The organism is Luteibaculum oceani (assembly GCF_007995015.1).
Taxonomy (GTDB): domain Bacteria; phylum Bacteroidota; class Bacteroidia; order Flavobacteriales_D; family Luteibaculaceae; genus Luteibaculum; species Luteibaculum oceani.
Map to the genome: position 1 here is coordinate 148,442 of NZ_VORB01000001.1, position 20,530 is coordinate 168,971.

Annotated in this window: 17 protein-coding genes and 1 pseudogene; 12 read left to right on the forward strand and 6 right to left on the reverse strand. The window is 40.8% G+C overall.

Annotated features, from left to right (window positions below; genetic code table 11):
* Nucleotides 1-81: 81 nt before the first annotated feature.
* Nucleotides 82-1,068 carry a YhdH/YhfP family quinone oxidoreductase gene (locus tag FRX97_RS00585; protein WP_147012306.1) on the reverse strand — a complete coding sequence of 329 codons (987 nt, stop codon included), beginning with the start codon at nucleotides 1,066-1,068 and terminating at the stop codon, nucleotides 82-84.
* Nucleotides 1,069-1,152: 84 nt separating this feature from the next.
* Between FRX97_RS00585 and galE the strand changes: the two genes are divergently transcribed.
* From galE to FRX97_RS00600, 3 genes are read left to right on the forward strand one after another with little or no spacing between them, the layout of a single operon-like run.
* Nucleotides 1,153-2,163, forward strand: coding sequence for a UDP-glucose 4-epimerase GalE (gene galE / locus FRX97_RS00590; RefSeq protein ID WP_147012308.1), 1,011 nt, complete (start codon nucleotides 1,153-1,155; stop codon nucleotides 2,161-2,163).
* Nucleotides 2,139-2,522, forward strand: coding sequence for a diacylglycerol kinase (locus tag FRX97_RS00595; RefSeq protein WP_170226961.1), 384 nt, complete (start codon nucleotides 2,139-2,141; stop codon nucleotides 2,520-2,522). The genes galE and FRX97_RS00595 overlap by 25 nt, the downstream gene beginning before the upstream one ends.
* Nucleotides 2,519-2,767 carry a VF530 family protein gene (locus tag FRX97_RS00600; protein ID WP_147012312.1) on the forward strand — a complete coding sequence of 83 codons (249 nt, stop codon included), beginning with the start codon at nucleotides 2,519-2,521 and terminating at the stop codon, nucleotides 2,765-2,767. The genes FRX97_RS00595 and FRX97_RS00600 overlap by 4 nt, the downstream gene beginning before the upstream one ends.
* Nucleotides 2,768-2,770: 3 nt before the next feature.
* Here the strand turns inward: FRX97_RS00600 and FRX97_RS00605 are convergent, their stop codons facing one another.
* From FRX97_RS00605 to FRX97_RS00615, 3 genes are read right to left on the reverse strand one after another with little or no spacing between them, the layout of a single operon-like run.
* Nucleotides 2,771-3,604, reverse strand: coding sequence for a hypothetical protein (locus FRX97_RS00605; RefSeq protein WP_147012314.1), 834 nt, complete (start codon nucleotides 3,602-3,604; stop codon nucleotides 2,771-2,773).
* A gap of 57 nt (nucleotides 3,605-3,661) precedes the next feature.
* On the reverse strand, nucleotides 3,662-4,495 hold the full coding sequence (locus FRX97_RS00610) for a hypothetical protein (protein WP_147012316.1): 834 nt from the start codon (nucleotides 4,493-4,495) through the stop codon (nucleotides 3,662-3,664).
* 18 nt (nucleotides 4,496-4,513) lie between these two features.
* Nucleotides 4,514-5,299 (reverse strand): hypothetical protein, encoded by a 786-nt coding sequence (locus FRX97_RS00615; RefSeq protein WP_170226962.1) that lies wholly within the window; start codon nucleotides 5,297-5,299, stop codon nucleotides 4,514-4,516.
* 486 nt (nucleotides 5,300-5,785) lie between these two features.
* Here FRX97_RS00615 and FRX97_RS00620 point away from each other — a divergent pair.
* Nucleotides 5,786-6,183, forward strand: a pseudogene (locus tag FRX97_RS00620) (transposase).
* Nucleotides 6,184-6,187: 4 nt separating this feature from the next.
* Here the strand turns inward: FRX97_RS00620 and rpoN are convergent.
* Complete coding sequence (gene rpoN, locus FRX97_RS00625; protein ID WP_147012320.1) at nucleotides 6,188-7,630, reverse strand: RNA polymerase factor sigma-54; 1,443 nt, start codon at nucleotides 7,628-7,630, stop codon at nucleotides 6,188-6,190.
* A 43-nt stretch (nucleotides 7,631-7,673) separates the two neighbouring features.
* Entirely contained in the window at nucleotides 7,674-9,110 is a 1,437-nt protein-coding gene (gene asnS, locus FRX97_RS00630; RefSeq protein ID WP_147012322.1) for an asparagine--tRNA ligase, read from the reverse strand.
* A 143-nt stretch (nucleotides 9,111-9,253) separates the two neighbouring features.
* Between asnS and FRX97_RS00635 the strand changes: the two genes are divergently transcribed.
* From FRX97_RS00635 to dxs, 8 genes are all read left to right on the forward strand, one after another.
* Nucleotides 9,254-9,862 (forward strand): TetR/AcrR family transcriptional regulator, encoded by a 609-nt coding sequence (locus tag FRX97_RS00635; protein WP_147012324.1) that lies wholly within the window; start codon nucleotides 9,254-9,256, stop codon nucleotides 9,860-9,862.
* Complete coding sequence (locus FRX97_RS00640; protein WP_147012326.1) at nucleotides 9,859-11,190, forward strand: TolC family protein; 1,332 nt, start codon at nucleotides 9,859-9,861, stop codon at nucleotides 11,188-11,190. The genes FRX97_RS00635 and FRX97_RS00640 overlap by 4 nt, the downstream gene beginning before the upstream one ends.
* A gap of 14 nt (nucleotides 11,191-11,204) precedes the next feature.
* The gene (locus FRX97_RS00645; RefSeq protein WP_147012328.1) at nucleotides 11,205-12,347 is read left to right on the forward strand and encodes an efflux RND transporter periplasmic adaptor subunit; all 1,143 of its coding nucleotides are present in this window, start codon (nucleotides 11,205-11,207) and stop codon (nucleotides 12,345-12,347) included.
* An 11-nt stretch (nucleotides 12,348-12,358) separates the two neighbouring features.
* Entirely contained in the window at nucleotides 12,359-15,838 is a 3,480-nt protein-coding gene (locus FRX97_RS00650) for an efflux RND transporter permease subunit (protein WP_147012330.1), read from the forward strand.
* Nucleotides 15,839-16,005: 167 nt separating this feature from the next.
* Nucleotides 16,006-16,548: a GNAT family N-acetyltransferase gene (locus FRX97_RS00655; RefSeq protein ID WP_147012332.1), complete on the forward strand. Its 543-nt coding sequence runs from the start codon at nucleotides 16,006-16,008 to the stop codon at nucleotides 16,546-16,548.
* Nucleotides 16,549-16,624: 76 nt separating this feature from the next.
* A complete protein-coding gene (locus FRX97_RS00660) occupies nucleotides 16,625-17,371 on the forward strand; it encodes an NYN domain-containing protein (RefSeq protein WP_147012334.1) in 747 nt (248 codons plus the stop codon).
* Between the two features lie 91 nt (nucleotides 17,372-17,462).
* Complete coding sequence (locus tag FRX97_RS00665) at nucleotides 17,463-18,467, forward strand: adenylate/guanylate cyclase domain-containing protein (RefSeq protein ID WP_147012336.1); 1,005 nt, start codon at nucleotides 17,463-17,465, stop codon at nucleotides 18,465-18,467.
* 76 nt (nucleotides 18,468-18,543) lie between these two features.
* Nucleotides 18,544-20,484 (forward strand): 1-deoxy-D-xylulose-5-phosphate synthase, encoded by a 1,941-nt coding sequence (gene dxs / locus FRX97_RS00670; protein ID WP_147012338.1) that lies wholly within the window; start codon nucleotides 18,544-18,546, stop codon nucleotides 20,482-20,484.
* Nucleotides 20,485-20,530 lie beyond the last annotated feature (46 nt).

Below are 20,530 nucleotides of genomic sequence, written 5' to 3' on the forward strand. Positions count from 1 at the left end.
GGACTTAAAATTAACATTTTCAAGCTATTAACCTTAAATCTTTCGCTATAAATACAGACGCAAATTTGCTTCTTATGCTGCCTACTGGTGTTTTAAAATTACACGGCCGAAACTCTTTCCGGATAACATCCTTTCAATCTCAGTTTCAAGTTGATCCAAACCAACCTCTCTTATCATGTGCTGAGGTAGGGAGAAATTCCATTTTCCAGACAAGTTTTCCCACAGTTTTTCTCTAACCCATCGCGGACAGGTTGCGGTTTCTATTCCCAGCAAATTATTCCCCTTGATGATAAACGGGTAAACTGTAGCAGAGAACTCTGGCGAAGCTACAAGTCCACATACCGCTACGTTAGCATTGGCCATAGCGGCTTTTAATATTGTAGTCAAGGTATTTCCTCCCACCGAATCGATGGCACCCGCCCATTTTGGACTTAAAAATGGCTTGTTCGATTGATCATCAACCGCTTCTCTAGAAATTATTTCATCGGCGCCCAAAACTTCGAGATCGCCATAGGCCGACTCTTTCCCAGAAGAAGCAATAACATTATATCCCGCTTTTTTCAACAAGGCAATAGAGGCCGTACCTAATGCCCCTGTGGCACCTGTAACCAAAATAGGACCCATATCTGGGTGCTGCCGGTTTTCTTCCATTTTATACAAGGCCAGCGCTGCCGTAAAGCCAGAAGTCCCCATTATCATGGCATCTCTGGTTGTCCAACCCGAAGGCAAACGAACGGGCCATTCGGCTGGAACTGAAATTAACTCACCAAATCCACCTGCGGTGTTCATCCCGAAATCATAGCTGGTAACAATTACCTTATCACCCGCTTTCCATAGATCGGATTTTGATTCAATCACTTCGCCCGCGGCATCGATACCTGGGGTATGTGGGAAATTTCGCGTGATTCCTTTATGTCCCGAAGCGGAAAGAGCATCTTTATAGTTTAGAGCCGAATATTCAACCTTTATAAGCACCTCATTATCAGGGAGGTTTTTACGATTTAAAGTCTTGATCGTTTTTACAAAAGTACCGTCGATTTCGTCTACAACTAATGCCTGATATTTCATGATGTGTTTTTGCGTTGACACAAATCTATTTAAATCGATTGAGCCTGAAATACTTTATTAATTTGCGAGGCATTCTATTCTGGCATGAGCAAAATTTTAGTCACAGGTGGATTGGGATTTATCGGTTCGCATACCGTAGTTTCATTGATTGAAGCTGGATACCAACCCATTATAATTGATAATCTTAATAACTCAGAACTAAGGGTTCTAAGCGTTCTGGAGGAACTTTGTGAGCAAAGGCTCCCTTTTTACCTGGGCGACTGCACAAAAAAGGAAGACCTATCCCGTGTTTTTGAAGAAAATCCTGAAATAGCCGGAGTAATTCATTTTGCCGCATACAAGGCCGTTGGCGAATCAGTAGAAAAGCCGCTTATGTACTACCACAATAATGTTGGCGGACTTGTTACCTTGCTTCAAGTAATGCTCGAATTTGGGATAAACAACCTTGTTTTTTCATCGAGCTGCACGGTTTATGGGCAACCAGAAAAATTACCAGTAAAGGAGGATACTCCAAGACAAAAGGCAGAATCGCCTTACGGTAATACCAAGATGATTTGCGAGGATATTATTCTAGACCATCAGAAAGCGAATCCCAATTTCAGATCGGTTTTACTAAGATATTTCAACCCAATTGGGGCGCACCCTAGCGCAAAAATTGGAGAGCTCCCACTCGGTGTACCTAACAATCTTGTTCCATTTATTACGCAAACCGCTGCCGGAATAAGGGAGTGCCTAACCGTTTTTGGAGACAACTATAAAACTCCAGATGGATCGGCTATTAGAGATTACATCCACGTAGTAGATTTGGCAGATGCCCACGTAAACGCTTTGGATTACAACAAAAAGCAAGATCTGGGTGTAGATGTTTTTAATGTCGGAACCGGACATGGAAATACGGTTCTTGAGGTGGTGAACTGCTTTAAAGAAGAATGCACCGATTTCAACTACAAAATTGGTCCACGCAGACCGGGAGATGTTGAATCTGTTTACGCAAACACCGAAAAAATTAATACGATCCTTGGCTGGAAGCCAAAATATAGTTTAGCCGAAGCCCTCAAGCACGCATGGAAATGGCAATTAAGCTTAAAGTCGTGAGTTTTAAAGAAGAATATAAAAGCTTTGGTTATGCCGCAAAAGGGGCTTGGAAATCACTTATGGAAAGGCATGTTCGGTTTCATTTGATTTCTTTCCTATTGGTACTGGTGGTTAATTACTTACTCAATCTAAACACCATGGAATGGGCAGTTACCGTAGTTGCCGCCACTCTGGTATTATCTATGGAAGTAATGAACACAGTAATTGAAGATCTAATGGACTTTGTTCATCCAGATCGTCATCCCTCGGTAGGAAGAATTAAAGACCTAGCTGCGGGAGCAGTTTTCTTCGCGGCAGGGGGAGCACTTATTGTTGCCGGATTGATTTATGGACCAAAAATTTGGGACCTCCTAGCATGAAAAGAAACAGTAACCCTCCAGAAAAACAACCCAATAACCCCCTTCACGGAGTTAAGTTAGCAGACATGCTTTCAGCCCTTCAGGAAAAGTATGGATGGGACGGGTTGGCATTGCGCTTGGATTTCAACTGCTTTAAGAGCAATCCAACAATGAAATCTAGCCTTAAGTTTATACGTACCACTCCCTGGGCAAGACAAAAAGTAGAAGATCTATACCTAAAGCTGGCAAAAGGAGAGTTACGCTAAAAATTAAAATCCAAAGGTTAACCCACCAGAAACGAAGGGACTTTGATCGGTATAGACACCATTATTAACGTAATCTATCATTTTAACCGAGGCCGATATTCCCACATAATACTTCTGGAAAATGGGGTACAGAACATTGATACCTATTTCCGGTATTACCATATTGTTTCTATTGAATTCCAGATTCTCCTGGACAGCATCACTATTACTAAGCGATGAGCTTTGACTACCGGAAGACCGATCATATTCCGTTTCATAGTCACTTACAAACTCGGTTAGGTTATTGGAGTGGCTTAACTCCATTCCAAAGGTGAAGTTGGCGAAAAGATAGGTTTGTAGTTTATTCTGAAACAAACCTAAAATTCTGGATTGAAAGCTAGCAGCCAAAGTCAGGTAGGTGGACTCGGCAGAAAAATCTGCATAAAAACTATTCGTTTTTAGTTGCAAATGCTGCAAGTTTCCACCATCATCATACTCCGCCTCCATTTTGGTATATATTTCCTGGGTGGAATAGGAGAATCTTTTCCGTTGTAACCCCATTCCAAGGTAGATTACAGAATATTTTTCTTGATGAATTTTTTGAAAGATGGAAATAGCTGAAAAATATTCTTCAATGCTCTGACCTTTACTTACAAAGTCAGGATCTTCATATTTTTCAAGCTTATCATAATGCTTGTAATACTTACTAAATGGAGTTTGGTCTGCTCCTCTACCATTTCCATTGAAAACTCGTCGCTCTAAATCGTAGTTTATAAGCGTACCTGGTCTGTTATTAATCTGCTGTGCTAAACCAAATAAACTGCCTAGCAAAAGGGGCAGGGTAAGGATGAATTTCATGTCTTTTTCTAGCTGGTAATTTTATTTTTTTTAAGCCGAATAACTCAATTGAAGCTCCTATAGCTGCACCCCGAGACTAATACTATAATTGGTAAGATCTTTTGACGCAGGTTTTATATCACAACACGCATCTCCAGAATCATTTAAAGCATCGAGGTGTAAAATGCCCACCCCGAGATAAACAGATTTACCAGATTTAAAGTCGTAGTGAAACTCCAAATCTGCGCCCATCATAAAATTATCCAAACGGTAATCGTCAACCGCAACGGTTATTTGAGAACCAACATTCCCTGTATTGTTTTCGTTGGACTCCTCCGTTACCATTACATGGCTTTTGTTGAAGGCAATAGCGCTATATTGAAATGAAGTTTCTCCGTAAACCGAAATTCTTTCTCCCATTTTCCCAATCAAATAAGAAAGCTCTATCCCTGGGTTTAACTGGGTAGAATAATAATCGAAATCAAGATCTAAAGATTCTATTAGGTCATCGTTTGGATCTACTGTTCTTTCTTCGGTGTATTTAGAGAGAAGATAAAAACCCCTTTTAACCCTCAACATACTTACAGTACCTCTTATTTGAAAATTGCAGATTTTATTCTCCCATACTTTGATTCCGACATTAAAGCCCTGAACATGAATAGGATCTTGACGGCCACTAAATCTCAATCTTGCACCAGTTTCATCAGGTATTCTGAAATACTTTTTATAGTTGCTAGCACCCTCAAATCTTAGTGCATCCGCCCAGGATAATAAGGTGAAGGAATTACCAATCATAAAGGTTTGCTTACCCACTTGCCATTGCGATTCGAATGAAGCGCCAGATTGAGCCTGAACACCGAAACCCGCTATAAAAACTGTTACTATTAAAAGAGAAATTGACCTTAAAGACATTTGTTTTTTTTAGAAGTGTTAAAATCCAAGCGCCAATCCACCGGTAAATCCAGATTGGCTATTAAAAATTCCAGGGTTGCTGTGTTGCGAGCTTAATCTGTATCCAGCATAAATCCCAAGTTCGTAATTTTTGTAGATGCTCCAGTTCACACGCATTCCCAGTTCAGGCAATACAAAAATGGGATCTGGCATATCGATATTTTTCAATTCGGAAATTTCCAATTCTGAATTTTCCAGTGTGGATTCCATAGGATAGTACATATATTGTTCGTCCAACTCATTTTTATACTGTACTGGAATTCCTACCCGAAATGCAGCATAACCATTGAAGCTAATTTTGTTTTTGGCAATACGCATAAATTCTCCCTCAAATTCAGGACCAACATATATCACACGATGCATGGATCTGTAATGTGCCCAATAAGATTCATATCTCCCCTCGGAAGAAGAATTCTTTGGAATTGCCTTAATCTCCTGATACCTATAGTGACTATTTACCACACCCATTCCAGCACCTAGTTTTATTACCACCATTTCACCTCTAAAAATAGCAGCGGAAATAAGAATTGTAGGTTGGTGAATAGCACTCTTATCGATAACCCTATGATCCAATTCATACTCCTGTCCCTCTCGAATATTTTGAGCCAAGACTGTATAGGGAAGTAACCCATAATTGTTTACTGAAGCGACATTATATGTACTGGTACCGGAGCTTAAACCAAGATCTAGTTTTACTTCAAATTTCGATTGTGCCATAACAGCTCCCGCCAATATACAAGCGATAAGGGTAAGTATATTCTTCATTTCAAGGATAAGTTTGGTTGTAATGGTTTTGGCAAAACGCTCCAAATATATACTAACCACAAGGATCTGTTAAAATTATTTAATGTTTTGAATAGGATTCCCGATATGAGCAAAGGTGGGGCCACTGTGGCTGAAATACTGGTAGAGCGCCTTGAGAAGGGTGTCACCCCTCCGGGGTTTTGGCTTCCCACTACTTGCTTGCTTATAGTACTGCTAGTCCTCCGGACTTGGCTACCGAACTTCCTTCCTTTTTTATGTCGCTCTTCTGGAGCTGGGGTTCACCGACTTCTACTGGGTTATAAATACATCGGTCCTAAGGACCTTTATAAGACTTTTCCAATCTGGGTGATGGGCCATTAGCCCTGCTAAGGGCGTTATTTCTATAACCATTATCACCCCCTTTTTTTTCAAGCCCCAGAGGGGCGGTACCTAGGAATACTTGCAACCAGATTTTTGTATCTTCTATTAACTCTCAACCATTAGAACATGGCCAATACATATACCAGGATTTATATACACATTGTTTTTGGCACAAAATATCGAAAGCCCTTGCTTAAAAAAGAATGGCGAATACAACTTTTCAAATACATGTCGGGAATAATTTCAGAAAAAGGCCAAAAGCCAATATCGCCATCTCAAAATTGGTTGGAGAAATTAAAACAGGATCCTGCAATTGGATCAATAAATCTAGGTTCGTCAAGGAGAGATTTCAATGGCAAAATGGATTTGGTGCTTTCACCTATAGTCACTCCCACTTAACTGGAGTTTATAACTACATTCTTAACCAAGAGAAACATCACCAAAAGAAAAGCTTCAAAGATGAATATGAGGATTTACTACGAAAATATGAAGTCAACTTTAACCCAGAATATTTGGTGGGTTAACCCCCTATATCTCCTTCCTCAATCTTGCTACGGGGATATTAAGTTGTTCGCGGTATTTCGCAACGGTTCTACGGGCAATATTATATCCTTTTTCTTTTAGGATTTTAGCCAATTTCTCGTCGGTTAGGGGCTTTTTCTTATCCTCTGCATCAATAGCGTCTTGCAAGATTTTCTTTACCTCAATGGTAGAAACTTCTTCACCATCATTTTTGGTTAAACTTTCAGAGAAGAATGACTTTAATAGAAAGGTTCCAAAGTCGGTTTGTACATACTTACTATTCGCTACCCTAGAGATGGTGCTAATATCCAAACCTACTTTTTCAGCGATATCCTTTAAGATCATCGGCTTCATTTTGGTTTCATCACCAGTAAGGAAGAAATCGTGCTGTATCTCTAAAATTGCTGACATACAAAGCATAAGGGTCTGATTTCTTTGCTGTATTGCATCGATAAACCAACGGGCTGAATCTATTTTCTGCTTTATAAAAAGTGTGGCTTGCTTATCTCGCTTTGTTTCTGAGTAGCGTTGTAGCATCTCGCGGTAGGACTTAGAAACTCTTAAATCCGGTGCATTTTTACCGTTGAGCGAAAGCTGCAATTCTCCATCCTGTTCTGTGACCAAAAAGTCTGGAACTACGGTTTGATTTATTTTTACCGAATCCTGCATACTATTCCCTGGCCTTGGGTTTAGCTTGGTAATTTCATTAATCGCATCCTTCAAATCTTCCTCCTCAATTTCTAGGTCGGCCAAGATTTTTTTGTAATGCTTTTTGGTGAATTCTTCGAAATGATATTCAATAATGCGATGGGCAAAAATCAGGGGTTCGGTATCCAGGTTTTTCTTATCCAGCTGAATTTGAAGGCACTCTTGCAAGTTTCTCGCTCCAACACCATAGGGCTCCAAATCTTGGATAATCAAAAGAACATCCTCGAGTTCATCGATATCACACAGGATATTCTGCGTAAAGGCAAGATCATCGACCAGCGCTTCCATTTCCCTACGCAGATATCCGTCGTCATCTAGGTTTCCGATTAGGTGTTCCCCAATTTTTCGTTGCTTTTCAGATAAAATTCTCAGATCCAGCTGAGCCTTTAAATTATCATGAAAAGTTGATCCCCCAGAAATTGGAATCCCTTTTTCCTCAACATCCTTTCCGTGATTAGAGGAGTATAGTTTATAATCGGGGATATCATCATCGTTGAGATAATCCTCAATATCTATTTCCTTTTCTGCCTCGGTGCGGGTATCTTCTTCCTCGTACTCGTTTTCGTATTCATTATCGGTCTCAAGCTCTTCCCTACCCTCTTCTAGTACTGGATTTTCCTCTAGTTCCTGCTTAATGCGCTTCTCGAGCTCAACAGTAGGCACCTGCAACAATTTCATTAACTGAATTTGCTGCGGAGATAGCTTTTGAAGTAGCTTTTGTTGAAGGGTTTGCTTGAGCATGCCGAAAATTTACGCTTTGCAAAATTTTGGTACAAGCAAAAAATTAAAATTCTGCATTTTTAGGAGTTCTCGGAAAAGGTATTACGTCTCTAATATTCCCCATTCCCGTTACAAACTGCACCAAACGCTCAAATCCTAAACCAAACCCAGAGTGCACACAGGTTCCAAATCTGCGGGTATCCAAATACCAGTACATTTCTTCAGCTGGAATATCGAATTCTTTCATTTTTTGCTCCAACACATCTAGCCTTTCCTCGCGCTGCGATCCTCCTACAATTTCTCCAATTCCAGAGAAAAGGATATCCATTGCTGCCACAGTTTGGCCATCTTCATTTAAGCGCATATAAAAAGCCTTGAAACTAGCGGGATAGTCGGTAATGATAACGGGCTTTCCAAAATGCTTCTCAACCAAATAACGCTCGTGTTCAGATTGCAAGTCGGTCCCCCATTCTACTGGGTATTTAAACTTCTTCTTTTTGTATGGCTTAGAGTTCTGAAGCACGTTGATAGCTTCTGTATAGGTAATGCGCTCAAAGCTATTGCTAACAATTTCTTGCAAACGTTCTATCAAACCCTTTTCCGACCTTTCATTTGCTGGCTTTTGTTTTTCAAGATCCACAAAGCGCTTATCCAAAAACTCAAGATCTTCTTGGCAATTATCCAAGCAGTATTGAACGCAATACTTGAGGAAGTCCTCAGCCAAATCCATGTTGTCTTTTAGATCGTTAAAGGCAACTTCAGGTTCTATCATCCAAAATTCTGCAAGGTGACGCGTAGTGTTTGAGTTTTCGGCTCTGAAAGTAGGTCCGAATGTGTACACTTTACCAAGCGCCAAAGCACCCAATTCGGCTTCAAGCTGTCCCGAAACGGTTAGGTTGGTTTCTTTTCCGAAAAAATCTTCAGCATAATTTACAGCACCCTCCTCGGTCTTAGGCGGATTGTCTGCGGGCAAAGTGGTTACCCTAAACATTTCACCTGCACCTTCAGCATCTGATCCAGTAATTATTGGAGTATGTAAATTGTAAAATCCTCTATCGTTAAAGAATTTATGAATAGCGAAGCTAAGGTTGTGACGGATTCTGAAAACGGCAGCCATGGTGTTGGTTCTAAAACGCAAATGGGCATGTTCGCGCAAGAATTCCATGCTGTGTTTTTTGGGCTGCATAGGGAAACTATCTGGATCGGCTTTACCCAATACTTTTAATTCCTCGGCGATTAGCTCCACTGCTTGTCCCGATCCTTGGGATGCCGCAAGTGCTCCGCTCACTTCGATACAAGCTCCAGTGGTAACGTCTTTTAAATCCTCTTCCGAGAAATGCTCCACAGCAGCAACTACTTGCAAATTTCCTAAACAAGATCCGTCGTTGAGTGCAATAAAACTCACGTTTTTGCTTCCCCTCTTGGTTCTAACCCATCCTTTAATAACGAGCTTCTCCCCTTCTTTTCCTTCGCTTAATATGGATTTAATGACTGTCGACATAGATCTGTTTTTTCTCCCAGCAAAAAAACGGCAAAAATGTAGGTGTTACAAGCATTTCTTATATCGAATAAAAAACTCTAGAAACTTTTAAGGTATTTTAAGTTTCCGACGACGTCTTTTTGTCTTTAATTTGTACCCAGATTATGGAGAAAGAGACGGCAAACATTTTAGACGGTGCACACGAGTTGTTTCTAAAACGCGGCTTTAAAAGCGTTACCATGGACGACATCGCAAGCCATCTTAAGGTATCTAAAAAGACCATTTACAAGTGGTTTTCAGACAAAGAAACCCTAATTACGAAAGTGGTACAAAGACATCTAGAACAAGTACAATCAATGGTTTGTGAAATATGCAGCGACCAAAAAAATGCAGTTGCCGAAATGCTTAGTATTGGAACATGTATTTCGAAAACTAAACAATCTGTTTCCCAGAACATTTTTTACGAATTAGAAAAATATTACCCAGACGCTTTTAAATTAATTGAAGATCATCGTGAGCATTTTGTAAAAAAACTCATTGTTAAAAACCTCAACCGCGGTATGGAAGAGGGAATATATCGAGATGATTTAGATGCAGACTTAATTGCATCATTGTACATTGCCTCAACAAACCATTTATTGGAGCACGGGTTGTTATTGGGTTCTCTTACCGACAACCCTTTAAAGCAACTCTTTAACTACCACCTACGTGGGTGTTGTACACAAAAAGGAATTGAAATTTTAAAACAGAATAAACCCAAACCACAACTATGAAACGCATATTAGCTCTTTGCCTCTTTATTGCAGGAGTGTCTGGAAATACTGGATACGCGCAAGGGCAGAGTTTTAGTTTGGCCGAGGCCCAAGATTATGCTTTGGTTCACAACTACTCCTTGTTAGAAAGCAAAGAGGAAGTTGAGAAAGCCCAGGCAAGGGTAAACGAGGTAATTGCCTCTGGTTTACCTCAAGTAAATGGCTCGGCTGGATATCAAAACTTTATCAAGCAACCTGTTCAGTTAATACCGGCAGAATTTTTCGGGGGCGAACCTGGAACTTTCCAACCGGTAATTTTTGGTACTAAGCAGAACATGAATTTGGATGTAACTGCAAACCAGTTACTATTTGATGGTAGTTATATTATAGGATTAAAGGCCGCACGCGAGGTGGTTGAACTAAGCAAATTACAGCGCAAATTATCCACCCAAGAAATTCGCAAAAAGGTGTACGATGCCTACGCAATGGCCGTAGCAGCTGAGGAAAACCTTAAGACATTAGAAGCGTCGGCGAAAAACCTGGAGGAACTGGCTAATCAAACCGAGGCTCTTAAATCTGAGGGTTTAACAGACGACATAACAGTTTCTCAACTTCAGATTAATCTTTCTAACCTACAATACGCGGTGGATAATGCCAAAACTCAAATTACAATGGCAAAAAATCTATTGAAGTTCACCCTTGGTTTCCCCATAGATAGAGAGGTGGTTTTAACCACGGGGATAGACGCTTTTACCGAGGTTGGAATCGATCAATTTGCTACAGACCAGTACAGTGCCTTGCGCACAACAGAGGCTAAGCTTGCAAGACAAAATTTGCTTCTAAAAGAGTACAGATACAAGGCAGATCGAGCCTCTTACCTTCCTACGCTTAGCGCTTATTTTAGTCACCAACAAAACGCTTTTGGACAGGAGTTTTCGGTTTTCACCAATAGCGACAACTACTTTACTACCAATTTGGTTGGAATAAATTTAAGTGTCCCAATTTTTTCCTCGCTGCGTAAGAAAAACGAAATCAAGCAAAGTAAAATTGAAGTGACCCTGGCCAAAATTAACGACCAGAAAGTGTCTGAAGCCATGCGATTAGAAATTAGCAACGCTCAAGCCACCCTAAAAAACCAAATCAACAATTACAAAACCCAACAGGCGAATTTAGATTTAAGTACAAAAATTCGGGAACAAACGCTGATTAAGTTTAAAGAAGGTTTAGCCTCTAGTTTCGACTTAAACCAATCGGAAAATCAATTTCTAGAGGCGCAAGCCAAATACGTAAACGCAGTCATTAATTTAAGTCAAGCCAAAAGTAATCTCGACAAACTTTTAAATAATTAAACCCAGAAAATCCGATGAAAGCTAAATATATATTACCCCTTATTGCTGGAATTTTCCTGGCATGTCAACCTCAAGAAAGCGCCGAAACAAAAGGTGTGGAGGAACTAAAAAAACAGAAATCCGATTTACAGGCAGAATTCAAAATTCTGGGTGAAAAAATTCAGGAGATCGACAACCAGATTAAAGCCATTACTGGAGAAAGCAATCAGCGCGTTTTTAAAGTAAAAACCGTGAAGGCTAACCCTCGACCTTTCAACCACTATTTTCAGGTGCAGGGTCAGGTTGAGGCTGAGCGCAATATTCTCTTAACTGCCGAGGTAAATGGAGTGGTTAAATCCATTCATGTTTCCGAAGGACAAAAGGTAGCTGCAGGTCAAAAAATTCTTTCTTTAGATACCGACATTTTAGACAAACAAATAGAAGAGGCAATGGCCGGATACGATCTTGCTTCGTTTGTTTACGAACGTCAAAAGCGACTTTGGGATCAAAACATCGGTTCTGAACTGGAGTTTAAGCAAGCCAAAAACAACAAGGTTACCTTAGAGGCAAGACTTAGTTCTTTAAATGCACAAAAGGAAAAATCCATTATCAGAGCACCCTTTAGCGGGGTTATCGACGAAGTTTTACCTAAAACTGGAGAACTGGTTAACGTAGGTAGACCTATCGCCAGATTGGTGAACCTAGACAGACTAAAACTAGAGGCAGATGTTTCTGAGAAATACGTCGGTCAGATTGAAAATGGGACTGAGGTACTCATTAAATTTCCAGCAATAGGAACCGAGGTAAGCTCGGAGCTTTCTCAGGTAGGAAATTATATAGATCCAAACAACAGAACCATAAAGGTTGCTGCGAAATTGCCTAAGGCCAACAACCTCATCCCAAACTTGGTAGCCGAGCTAAATGTTAGAGATTATAGCAATGACAACGCCATAGTTATTCCAACCAAAGCAATACAGCAAGATTTAAACAACGAGAATTTTGTGTACGTGCTTAAAAACGAAGGCGACCTACAAACAGTGGAACGTGTTTTTATAAAAACTGGATATAGCTACCAAGGTGAAACTGAGGTAATTTCTGGACTTGCTGGAAACGAACAAGTTGTGGTTCAGGGTGCTAGAAATATTACCGAAGGATCTGTTGTAAAAGTTGAAAAATAAGGGAAGATATCATGACACAGGATTCATCCAACAAAAAGAATTTTAAGGAATTCGGCCTCTCTTCCCTTGCGGTTAACAACCGAAGGACCGTATTCTTACTAGCTATATTAATTGCCTTTTCTGGACTTCTGGCCTACGTTGCCATGCCGAGTGAAAACTTTCCGGAGATTAAAATTCCAACCATTTACGTTGGAACCGCTTATCCAGGGAACTCACCCAAGGTCATAGAAGATCAAATAACCCGAGCGCTCGAGCAAGAAATTTCTACCATAGAGGGGTTGGATAAACTAAGCTCTACCTCGGTTCAGGGTTATTCCACGGTTATTGCCGAATTCGACTTCGATGTTAAATCTGAGGACGCGCTCATTAAAGTTAAAGACGCTGTAGACCGTGCGAAATCCGACAAAGATTTCCCCAACGATCTACCGGCAGATCCTAATGTATTTGAGCTGAACTTTTCAGATTTCCCAATTATGAACATCAACCTTTCAGGTGATTTCTCAATTGATCAGCTGAAAGAATTTGGAGAGTATTTACAAGAGGAAATCGAGAAACTACCTCAAATTAATGAGGTAAATATTCGTGGGGTTCAAGACAAAGAATTAGAAATCGCTATCGACCCTATGAAGGCTCAAGCGGTTAAGGTTTCACTGGGCGACATAGAAAACGCCATTGTCTCCGAAAACATCACCATGTCAGGTGGTGAGTTATTGGTGGACAACTACCGCCGAACCATTAGGGTAGAAGGCGAATTTAAAAGCCCGGCAGAAATTGAAGACATAATTGTAAAACAAGAGGGGGGCGATTTAGTTTACCTTAAAGATGTTGCCGTGGTGCGCTTTGGCGACGAAGAAGCAGAATCTTTTGCCCGAGAATTTAAAAACCCAGTGGTTATGCTCGACGTAACCAAGCGTTCGGGAAAAAACCTATTGGAAGCCTCGGAGGCCATCGGTGAAATTCTGGAAATAGCAAAGAAGGAATACCTTCCTGCCAGTTTAAATATTACCATTACCAACGACCAAAGTGATGCCACCAGAGAACAGGTTTCCAACCTAGAAAACAGCATCATTTTTGGGGTAATGCTAGTAGTACTTGTACTGCTTTTCTTCTTGGGTCTTCGCAATGCAATTTTTGTGGGGGTGGCCATTCCGCTATCCATGATGATGTCATTTTTAATTCTAAATGCCTTTGGTGTTACCCTGAATACCATGGTTCTTTTCTCACTGGTACTCGCCCTGGGTATGCTGGTGGATAATGGAATTGTAGTGGTGGAGAATATTTACCGCCTCATGGACGAAGGTATGGGCCGGATAGAGGCTGCTAAAAAGGGAATTGGAGAAGTTGCGGTACCTATTATCGCATCTACAGCAACCACTCTTGCGGCATTTTTCCCCCTTGCCATTTGGCCGGGCCTAATTGGGGAGTTTATGAAATTCCTTCCCCTTACACTTATTGTGGTACTTGGATCATCGCTTTTTGTTGCGTTGGTAATTAACCCAGTTCTTACCGCCACTTACATGCGAGTAGAAACCGATAAACTCGACAAGAAAAAAGCAACCAAAGTCGGGTTATTGCTTACGGCTATTGGAGCTGGTTTCGACCTTCTGTTTTTATACGTATTGAATATTAACACCCTATGGTTTGGAAACCTGTTTTTACTAATAGGGTTGTTGATTTTGGTTAACGCCCACTTCTTAAATCCAGGATCCATCAAGTTCCAGAAAAACTTCTTACCCAAACTTGAAAAAGGTTATCGCAAGTTTTTAGATTTCGCACTAGAAGGTAAACGCCCGAGAAAATTCCTTTTCGGTTCTTTTGGATTGTTGTTACTATCCTTTGTTTTACTTGGCGTTTTCACTCCCAAAGTACTTTTCTTCCCCATTAACGAGCCACACTACGTAAACGTATTTGTGTCTATGCCTATTGGAACGGATATCCAGAAAACCAATGAGGTAACCAAGGAAGTTGAAACCCGTGTTTTAGAGTACATCAAAAAATACGAAGAAGAGGTTCCATCTGAATTAGAGGGAATAAACAAAAAGCAAAACTGGTTGGTAAAATCAGTAATTGCCCAGGTGGGGCAAGGGGCTTCAGACCCTAACGAAGGACCTTCCATGAACACAACTCCCCACAAGGGAAGGGTAACCGTGTCTTTCGTGGAGTTTCCGTACCGAAGGGGAATAGAAACCTCTAATGTTATGGAAGAAATTCGCGAAGTGGTGCAAGGGTTCGATGCCGATGTGCAAATTTCGGTGGACAAAGATCCTGCCGGACCACCTCTAGATCCACCTATTTACATTGAGGTGGAAGGAAAAGAATACAACGAAATTCTTGCTACAGCTTACCGTATTAAAAACCACATCTACAACTCTGGAGTAAAAGGTTTCGATGAAATAAAATTGGATGTAGACCTTGGTAAACCTGAATTGCCAATTGAAATTGACCGAGAGAAGGCAAGGGCTTTCAATTTATCCACCTACACCATAGCCTCTCAAATTAGAACAGCGCTTTTTGGAAAAGAAATCAGCACCTTTAAACAAGGCGAAGATGACTACCCCATTAACCTTCGCTATTTAGCAGAAGATCGCTACAATTTAGAGAACCTCTTAAACCAGAAAATAACCTTTAGAGACCAGACTACTGGAAAAATCAACCAGGTACCTATTTCTGCGGTAATCAAGGAACCTAAGCGCACCTCTACCTACTCTTCTATCAAAAGGAAGGAGCAAAAAAGGGTGGTGAGTTTGTTTTCTACCGTTCAAGATGGCTATAATCCTAACGAGGTGGTAGCATCGATTCAAGCGGCTATGGAAAACTTTAGCGACATCAAACCAGGCTACAGTTTCAAATTCGCGGGTCAGCAAGAGGAGCAGGCCAAAGAAATGGCCTTCTTACTAAGAGCACTTATTATAGCAGTATTCCTGATATTCATGATTATGGTGGCGCAATTTAACTCCACCCTAACGCCTGCGGTAATCATTACTGCGGTGGTGCTGAGTTTAATTGGTGTGCTTCTTGGATTAGTGGCTTTCCAAATGGACTTTGTGATTATCATGACCATGATTGGAATAATTTCTCTTGCAGGGGTAGTAGTAAACAATGCTATTGTATTGATAGACTACACCAACCTAATTATGGATAGAAAACGCAAGGAAATGGGATTAAAAGAAGATGAAAAACTACCCATGAGCGTGGTTATAGAAAGTATATCCGAAGGAGGTCAAACCCGTTTGCGTCCGGTATTGCTAACGGCCATTACTACGGTACTTGGACTTATTCCGCTAGCAATTGGTTTAAACATAGACTTTGTGGGATTATTTACGCACTTCGACCCAGCAGTTTACATGGGTGGAGATAACGTAATTTTCTTCGGACCTATGTCATGGGCCATCATTTTTGGTTTGAGTTTCGCAACCTTCTTAACGCTGGTAATTGTACCAGTAATGTACCTTATCCTAAACAAGGTGAAATACCGTTACAACATCGATTAAAATCTAATTATATGCATGCAAAAGCCCGTTTAATTCTTATTAAGCGGGCTTTTTTATTTTCCATCCACGCTTTAAGAAACTAAAAAGTCCGGTTTTATGCTTTCATAACATCCAGAACCAAGGGGTTTCTACTTTTACCGCGAGGAATACCTTAGCTTTACAACAGAATGAAAAACCCAATAGCAGCCACTCCCAGATTTTTCCTAAGCACCATTGCTCAAACCGATATAGAATTTGTTTTTGAGGGATTATCAGACCCAGATGTTACCCGCTACTATGATGTTCATTTCAATAGCCTACGAAGCACCCAGGAACAAATGGATTGGTATGATAATTTATTAGAAACCAAAACTGGAAAATGGTGGTGTATAATAGAAAAGGGGAGCAACAAATTTGTGGGTGCTGGTGGGTTCAACAACGTAGATTACGAGAATAAAAAAGCTGAAATAGGTTTTTGGGTCCTTAAGAAATACTGGGGAAAAGGCATTATGAAAGAGGTGATGCCGCTTATTCTAAAAATGGGTTTCACCGAATTCAATCTCAATCGGATCGAAGGTTATGTGGACTGCTTAAACGCGGCTTGCAAAAACGCCATTTCAAAAGTTGGTTTTCACCACGAAGGCACGCTGCGGTCTGCAGAAATAAAAGAGGGACGCGATATTGACATAGACATCTACAGCATTTTACGCGAGGAGTTTATGAAAGATTAAATTTCCATTTCGTCTTTTAAACTTATCTTTTACGCCCACAAGCGCCTATTTATCAGGCTACAACATCCTATTTAATATGAAAGATGAAAATCTTGCGGTGTTAATTGATGCCGACAATGTTCCTCACGCCCACATAAAAGAAATGCTGGATGAAATTGCCAAATACGGTAATCCCACCATAAAAAGAATTTATGCAGATTGGACCCAACCCCAATCCAACGGATGGAAAAATGTGTTGTTAGAAAATGCCATCACTCCTATACAGCAATACAGCTACACCAAAGGAAAAAACTCTAGCGACAGTGCATTAATAATTGATGCCATGGATCTTTTGTACTCCAACAAGGTGAGTGGATTTTGCATTATCTCTAGCGATAGCGACTTTACTCGGTTGGCAACACGCCTGCGCGAGGCTTCTATGTTTGTTATTGGTATTGGGGAGAAGAAAACCCCGAAACCCTTTATTACGGCCTGCGACAAGTTTATCTACATAGAAATTCTTAGAAAGGAAAGGAACGACGAAAGGGATCCAAAACAGGATAAATCTAAAAGCACCAAACCCAACACCAAAGATGTTGATCCCAAATTGAAAAAGCTGATTTCTGAAAGCATAGAAGAGATTTCTGATGAGAGTGGTTGGGCATTTTTAGGTTCGCTGGGTAACTATATCCTGAAAAAAAGCCGAGACTTCGACCCAAGAAATTACGGATTTAGCAAGCTGTTCCCACTAGTTAAAAGCCTAAATGACATAGAAATAGAGGAAAGAGAAACTGGTGAGAAAAATATAAAACACATTTACGTTAGAAATAAAGTACGCGGATAGAAATATCCTTTTTACCCAGTATTTTGCCAAAAAGCACCAGCCCCTTTTGAAACTATATTTTCTTATTTTGCCCTAGCATACCACGCAATACATGAGCATTTTTCTCAGTAAGCTTTTAGGCCGATGTATACAAACAGGAATAATTGGGGTTTTAATTAGCCTTGTTTGTCTATTGATAGCGTGGAACACCTACCGGCACGAACACATTATCTATGGTTTTATACTAGGTTTTTGTATTGGACTTGTAGAACTATATGTGCTGCGCCGATTTAAGCTAAAGGCAAATTTGCTGAAGCTCTTTGCCAGACTACTGCTTTACTCGCTCACCATTCTGGTTATTGTCATCTTTTTTGGAACCGTTTTGCTTTGGTTTAAAGGAAACGACTACAACCTTGAGGCCACCGAAAAAGATGTTATGCTTACCGTTGTACAATCGGTGGTGGTGGCATTTAGCATTGGGTTGTTTCTTCAGCTTGAGGCCATAGTGGGGGTAAGAATTCTTAGCCAATACCTTTTGGGAAGATACATCCGCCCTAAGGAAGAACGCCGATTTTTTATGTTTATCGACCTCAACGATAGTACCAGCATAAATGAGCGCATTGGAAATCGAGCCTACTACAAATTGCTCAACGACTTTTTTAGAGATTTATCTCTTCCCGTTTTTGAGAGCGATGCACAGATTTACAAGTATGTAGGAGACGAAATTATACTATCCTGGCCCTTTAAAAAAGGGGTAAAAAATAGCAACTGCCTTAAGCTCTACTTCAATTTCCTATTTAACATTTACAAGAACAGACACCTCTACGTAGAAAAATATGGGTTTATGCCAACCTTTAAGGCCGCTTTACACGTAGGTGAGGTAATTGTTGCTCAGGTGGGTGACTTAAAAAAAGAAATAGCGTTCAACGGCGATGCCTTAAATACTTGTGCCAAAATAATGGAACACTGTAAGCCATTTGGTCAGGGATTTTTAATTTCCGAAGAATGTTTTTTAACCTTAGATCACATTAGTAGTTACAATTTTCAACTGTATCCCAACGTTAAGCTGTCTGGGAAAGAAGACGAGTACAATCTGTATGCCGTTTTACGGAAATAGCAAAACAATTGAACCCATCTTTCAGTTTAATACACAATTGCATAGCTAATGCTATCTTTGCACCTTATAATCCGTTATGAAAGAATTTGTTGCAGGTCCACTTCTTAGTAAAGTCATCACCCCAGAAGACTTAAGAAAGATACCCAAGGAGAAAATGGCTCAGATGTGTCAGGAACTCCGCGATTACATCGTGGATATGGTTTCCGTAAAAGGAGGTCACTTTGGTGCAAGTCTTGGGGTTGTGGAACTTACCGTTGCGCTGCATCGTATTTTTAACACACCCTACGATCAGCTTGTATGGGATGTTGGACATCAAGCATACGGACACAAAATCTTAACCGGTAGAAGAGATCAATTTCACACAAATCGCCAGTATAAAGGGATAAGCGGATTTCCCAAGCGCAGCGAAAGTGAATACGACACTTTTGGAGTAGGACACTCCTCTACATCGGTTTCTGCAGCTTTGGGGATGGCTGTGGCAAGCAAATTGCAAAAACTACAAGACAAACAACATATTGCGGTTATTGGCGACGGTGCCATGACAGCTGGTTTGGCCTTTGAAGGATTAAACCATGCAGGAGTTGAGAATTCTAACATGTTGGTGATCCTTAACGATAACTGCATGTCTATTGACCCTAACGTTGGGGCCCTAAAAGAATATCTAACCGACATTACCACCTCGTCTACCTATAACAAGGTAAAGGATGATGTTTGGCATTTACTAGGGAAAATCTCAAAATTCGGTCCCAATGCACAGGCCATTGCTCAAAAAGTGGAGAACGCTGTAAAAACGTCCTTACTAAACCAGAGCAACTTATTTGAGAGTTTAAAGTTCCGCTATTTCGGTCCTATCGATGGGCACGATGTAATGCGCCTGATGGATGTGCTTGAAGACCTTAAGAATATCCCAGGTCCGAAATTATTACACGTACTAACCAAAAAAGGGAAAGGGTACCACTATTCAGAAACGGGAAATCCAACCCAATGGCATGCCCCAGGTTTGTTTAATAAAGAAACCGGTGAGATTGTTAAGGTAGTACCTAAAAGTCCAGAGCCTCCAAAGTACCAAGATGTATTTGGACACACCATAGTAGAGCTTGCGGAGAAAAACGAGAAGATAGTTGGGGTAACTCCAGCGATGCCATCTGGATCATCTTTAAACATAATGATGAAGGCCATGCCAGATAGAGCCTTCGACGTGGGAATTGCAGAACAACATGCAGTTACCTTCTCGGCAGGAATGGCAACGCAAGGACTCATTCCTTTTTGCAATATTTACTCCTCCTTTATGCAACGCGCCTACGATCAGGTTATACACGACGTGGCCCTGCAAGACCTACCAGTAGTATTCTGTTTAGATAGAGGTGGACTGGTTGGGGCCGATGGACCAACTCACCATGGAGCTTACGATTTAGCATATTTCCGTTGCATTCCTAAGATGGTGGTTTCTGCGCCTATGAACGAGGAAGAGTTAAGAAACTTAATGTACACCGCACAAACTGGGAAGTATGGACCCTTTTCTATTCGCTACCCAAGAGGAAAAGGCGTAATGCAAAACTGGAAGACCCCATTCAAGGAGATCCCAGTTGGAAAAGGAAGGAAAGTAAAGCATGGAGAAGAAATTGCTATACTTGGAATAGGACACATAGGTAACCTAGCTTTAAAAGCAGCTGAGATCTTGGAGCAAGAAGGCATAAGCGCCGCTATGTACGACATGCGCTTTGTAAAACCCATAGACGAAACATTACTACACGAAGTATTCAGCAAGTTCGACAAGGTAATTACCGTTGAAGATGGGTGCATACAGGGCGGAATGGGCTCGGCAGTACTAGAGTTTATGGCGGACAACGATTATCAGGCCACCGTAAAAAGACTGGGCGTACCAGACCGTTACATTGAGCACGGAACCCAAAACGAGCTTTATAAAGAATGCGGCTACGATGTAGATGGCATTGCTGAAACAGCAAGAAAAATGGCCCAAAAAGCGGGAGCCAAAGGCGAATTAAGTTACTCCTAATAGAGAAAAAATACCGATTGTAAAAGAGTCCCGGCCCGCTAGGCGC

Excerpts from the sequence above, each read along its gene's own strand:
- FRX97_RS00585 (WP_147012306.1), bottom strand. The coding sequence starts at position 1,068 with ATGAAATATCAGGCATTAGTTGTAGACGAAATCGACGGTACTTTTGTA.
- galE (WP_147012308.1), top strand. The coding sequence starts at position 1,153 with ATGAGCAAAATTTTAGTCACAGGTGGATTGGGATTTATCGGTTCGCAT.
- FRX97_RS00595 (WP_170226961.1), top strand. The coding sequence starts at position 2,139 with ATGGCAATTAAGCTTAAAGTCGTGAGTTTTAAAGAAGAATATAAAAGC.
- FRX97_RS00600 (WP_147012312.1), top strand. The coding sequence starts at position 2,519 with ATGAAAAGAAACAGTAACCCTCCAGAAAAACAACCCAATAACCCCCTT.
- FRX97_RS00605 (WP_147012314.1), bottom strand. The coding sequence starts at position 3,604 with ATGAAATTCATCCTTACCCTGCCCCTTTTGCTAGGCAGTTTATTTGGT.
- FRX97_RS00610 (WP_147012316.1), bottom strand. The coding sequence starts at position 4,495 with ATGTCTTTAAGGTCAATTTCTCTTTTAATAGTAACAGTTTTTATAGCG.
- FRX97_RS00615 (WP_170226962.1), bottom strand. The coding sequence starts at position 5,299 with ATGAAGAATATACTTACCCTTATCGCTTGTATATTGGCGGGAGCTGTT.
- rpoN (WP_147012320.1), bottom strand. The coding sequence starts at position 7,630 with ATGCTCAAGCAAACCCTTCAACAAAAGCTACTTCAAAAGCTATCTCCG.
- asnS (WP_147012322.1), bottom strand. The coding sequence starts at position 9,110 with ATGTCGACAGTCATTAAATCCATATTAAGCGAAGGAAAAGAAGGGGAG.
- FRX97_RS00635 (WP_147012324.1), top strand. The coding sequence starts at position 9,254 with ATGGAGAAAGAGACGGCAAACATTTTAGACGGTGCACACGAGTTGTTT.
- FRX97_RS00640 (WP_147012326.1), top strand. The coding sequence starts at position 9,859 with ATGAAACGCATATTAGCTCTTTGCCTCTTTATTGCAGGAGTGTCTGGA.
- FRX97_RS00645 (WP_147012328.1), top strand. The coding sequence starts at position 11,205 with ATGAAAGCTAAATATATATTACCCCTTATTGCTGGAATTTTCCTGGCA.
- FRX97_RS00650 (WP_147012330.1), top strand. The coding sequence starts at position 12,359 with ATGACACAGGATTCATCCAACAAAAAGAATTTTAAGGAATTCGGCCTC.
- FRX97_RS00655 (WP_147012332.1), top strand. The coding sequence starts at position 16,006 with ATGAAAAACCCAATAGCAGCCACTCCCAGATTTTTCCTAAGCACCATT.
- FRX97_RS00660 (WP_147012334.1), top strand. The coding sequence starts at position 16,625 with ATGAAAGATGAAAATCTTGCGGTGTTAATTGATGCCGACAATGTTCCT.
- FRX97_RS00665 (WP_147012336.1), top strand. The coding sequence starts at position 17,463 with ATGAGCATTTTTCTCAGTAAGCTTTTAGGCCGATGTATACAAACAGGA.
- dxs (WP_147012338.1), top strand. The coding sequence starts at position 18,544 with ATGAAAGAATTTGTTGCAGGTCCACTTCTTAGTAAAGTCATCACCCCA.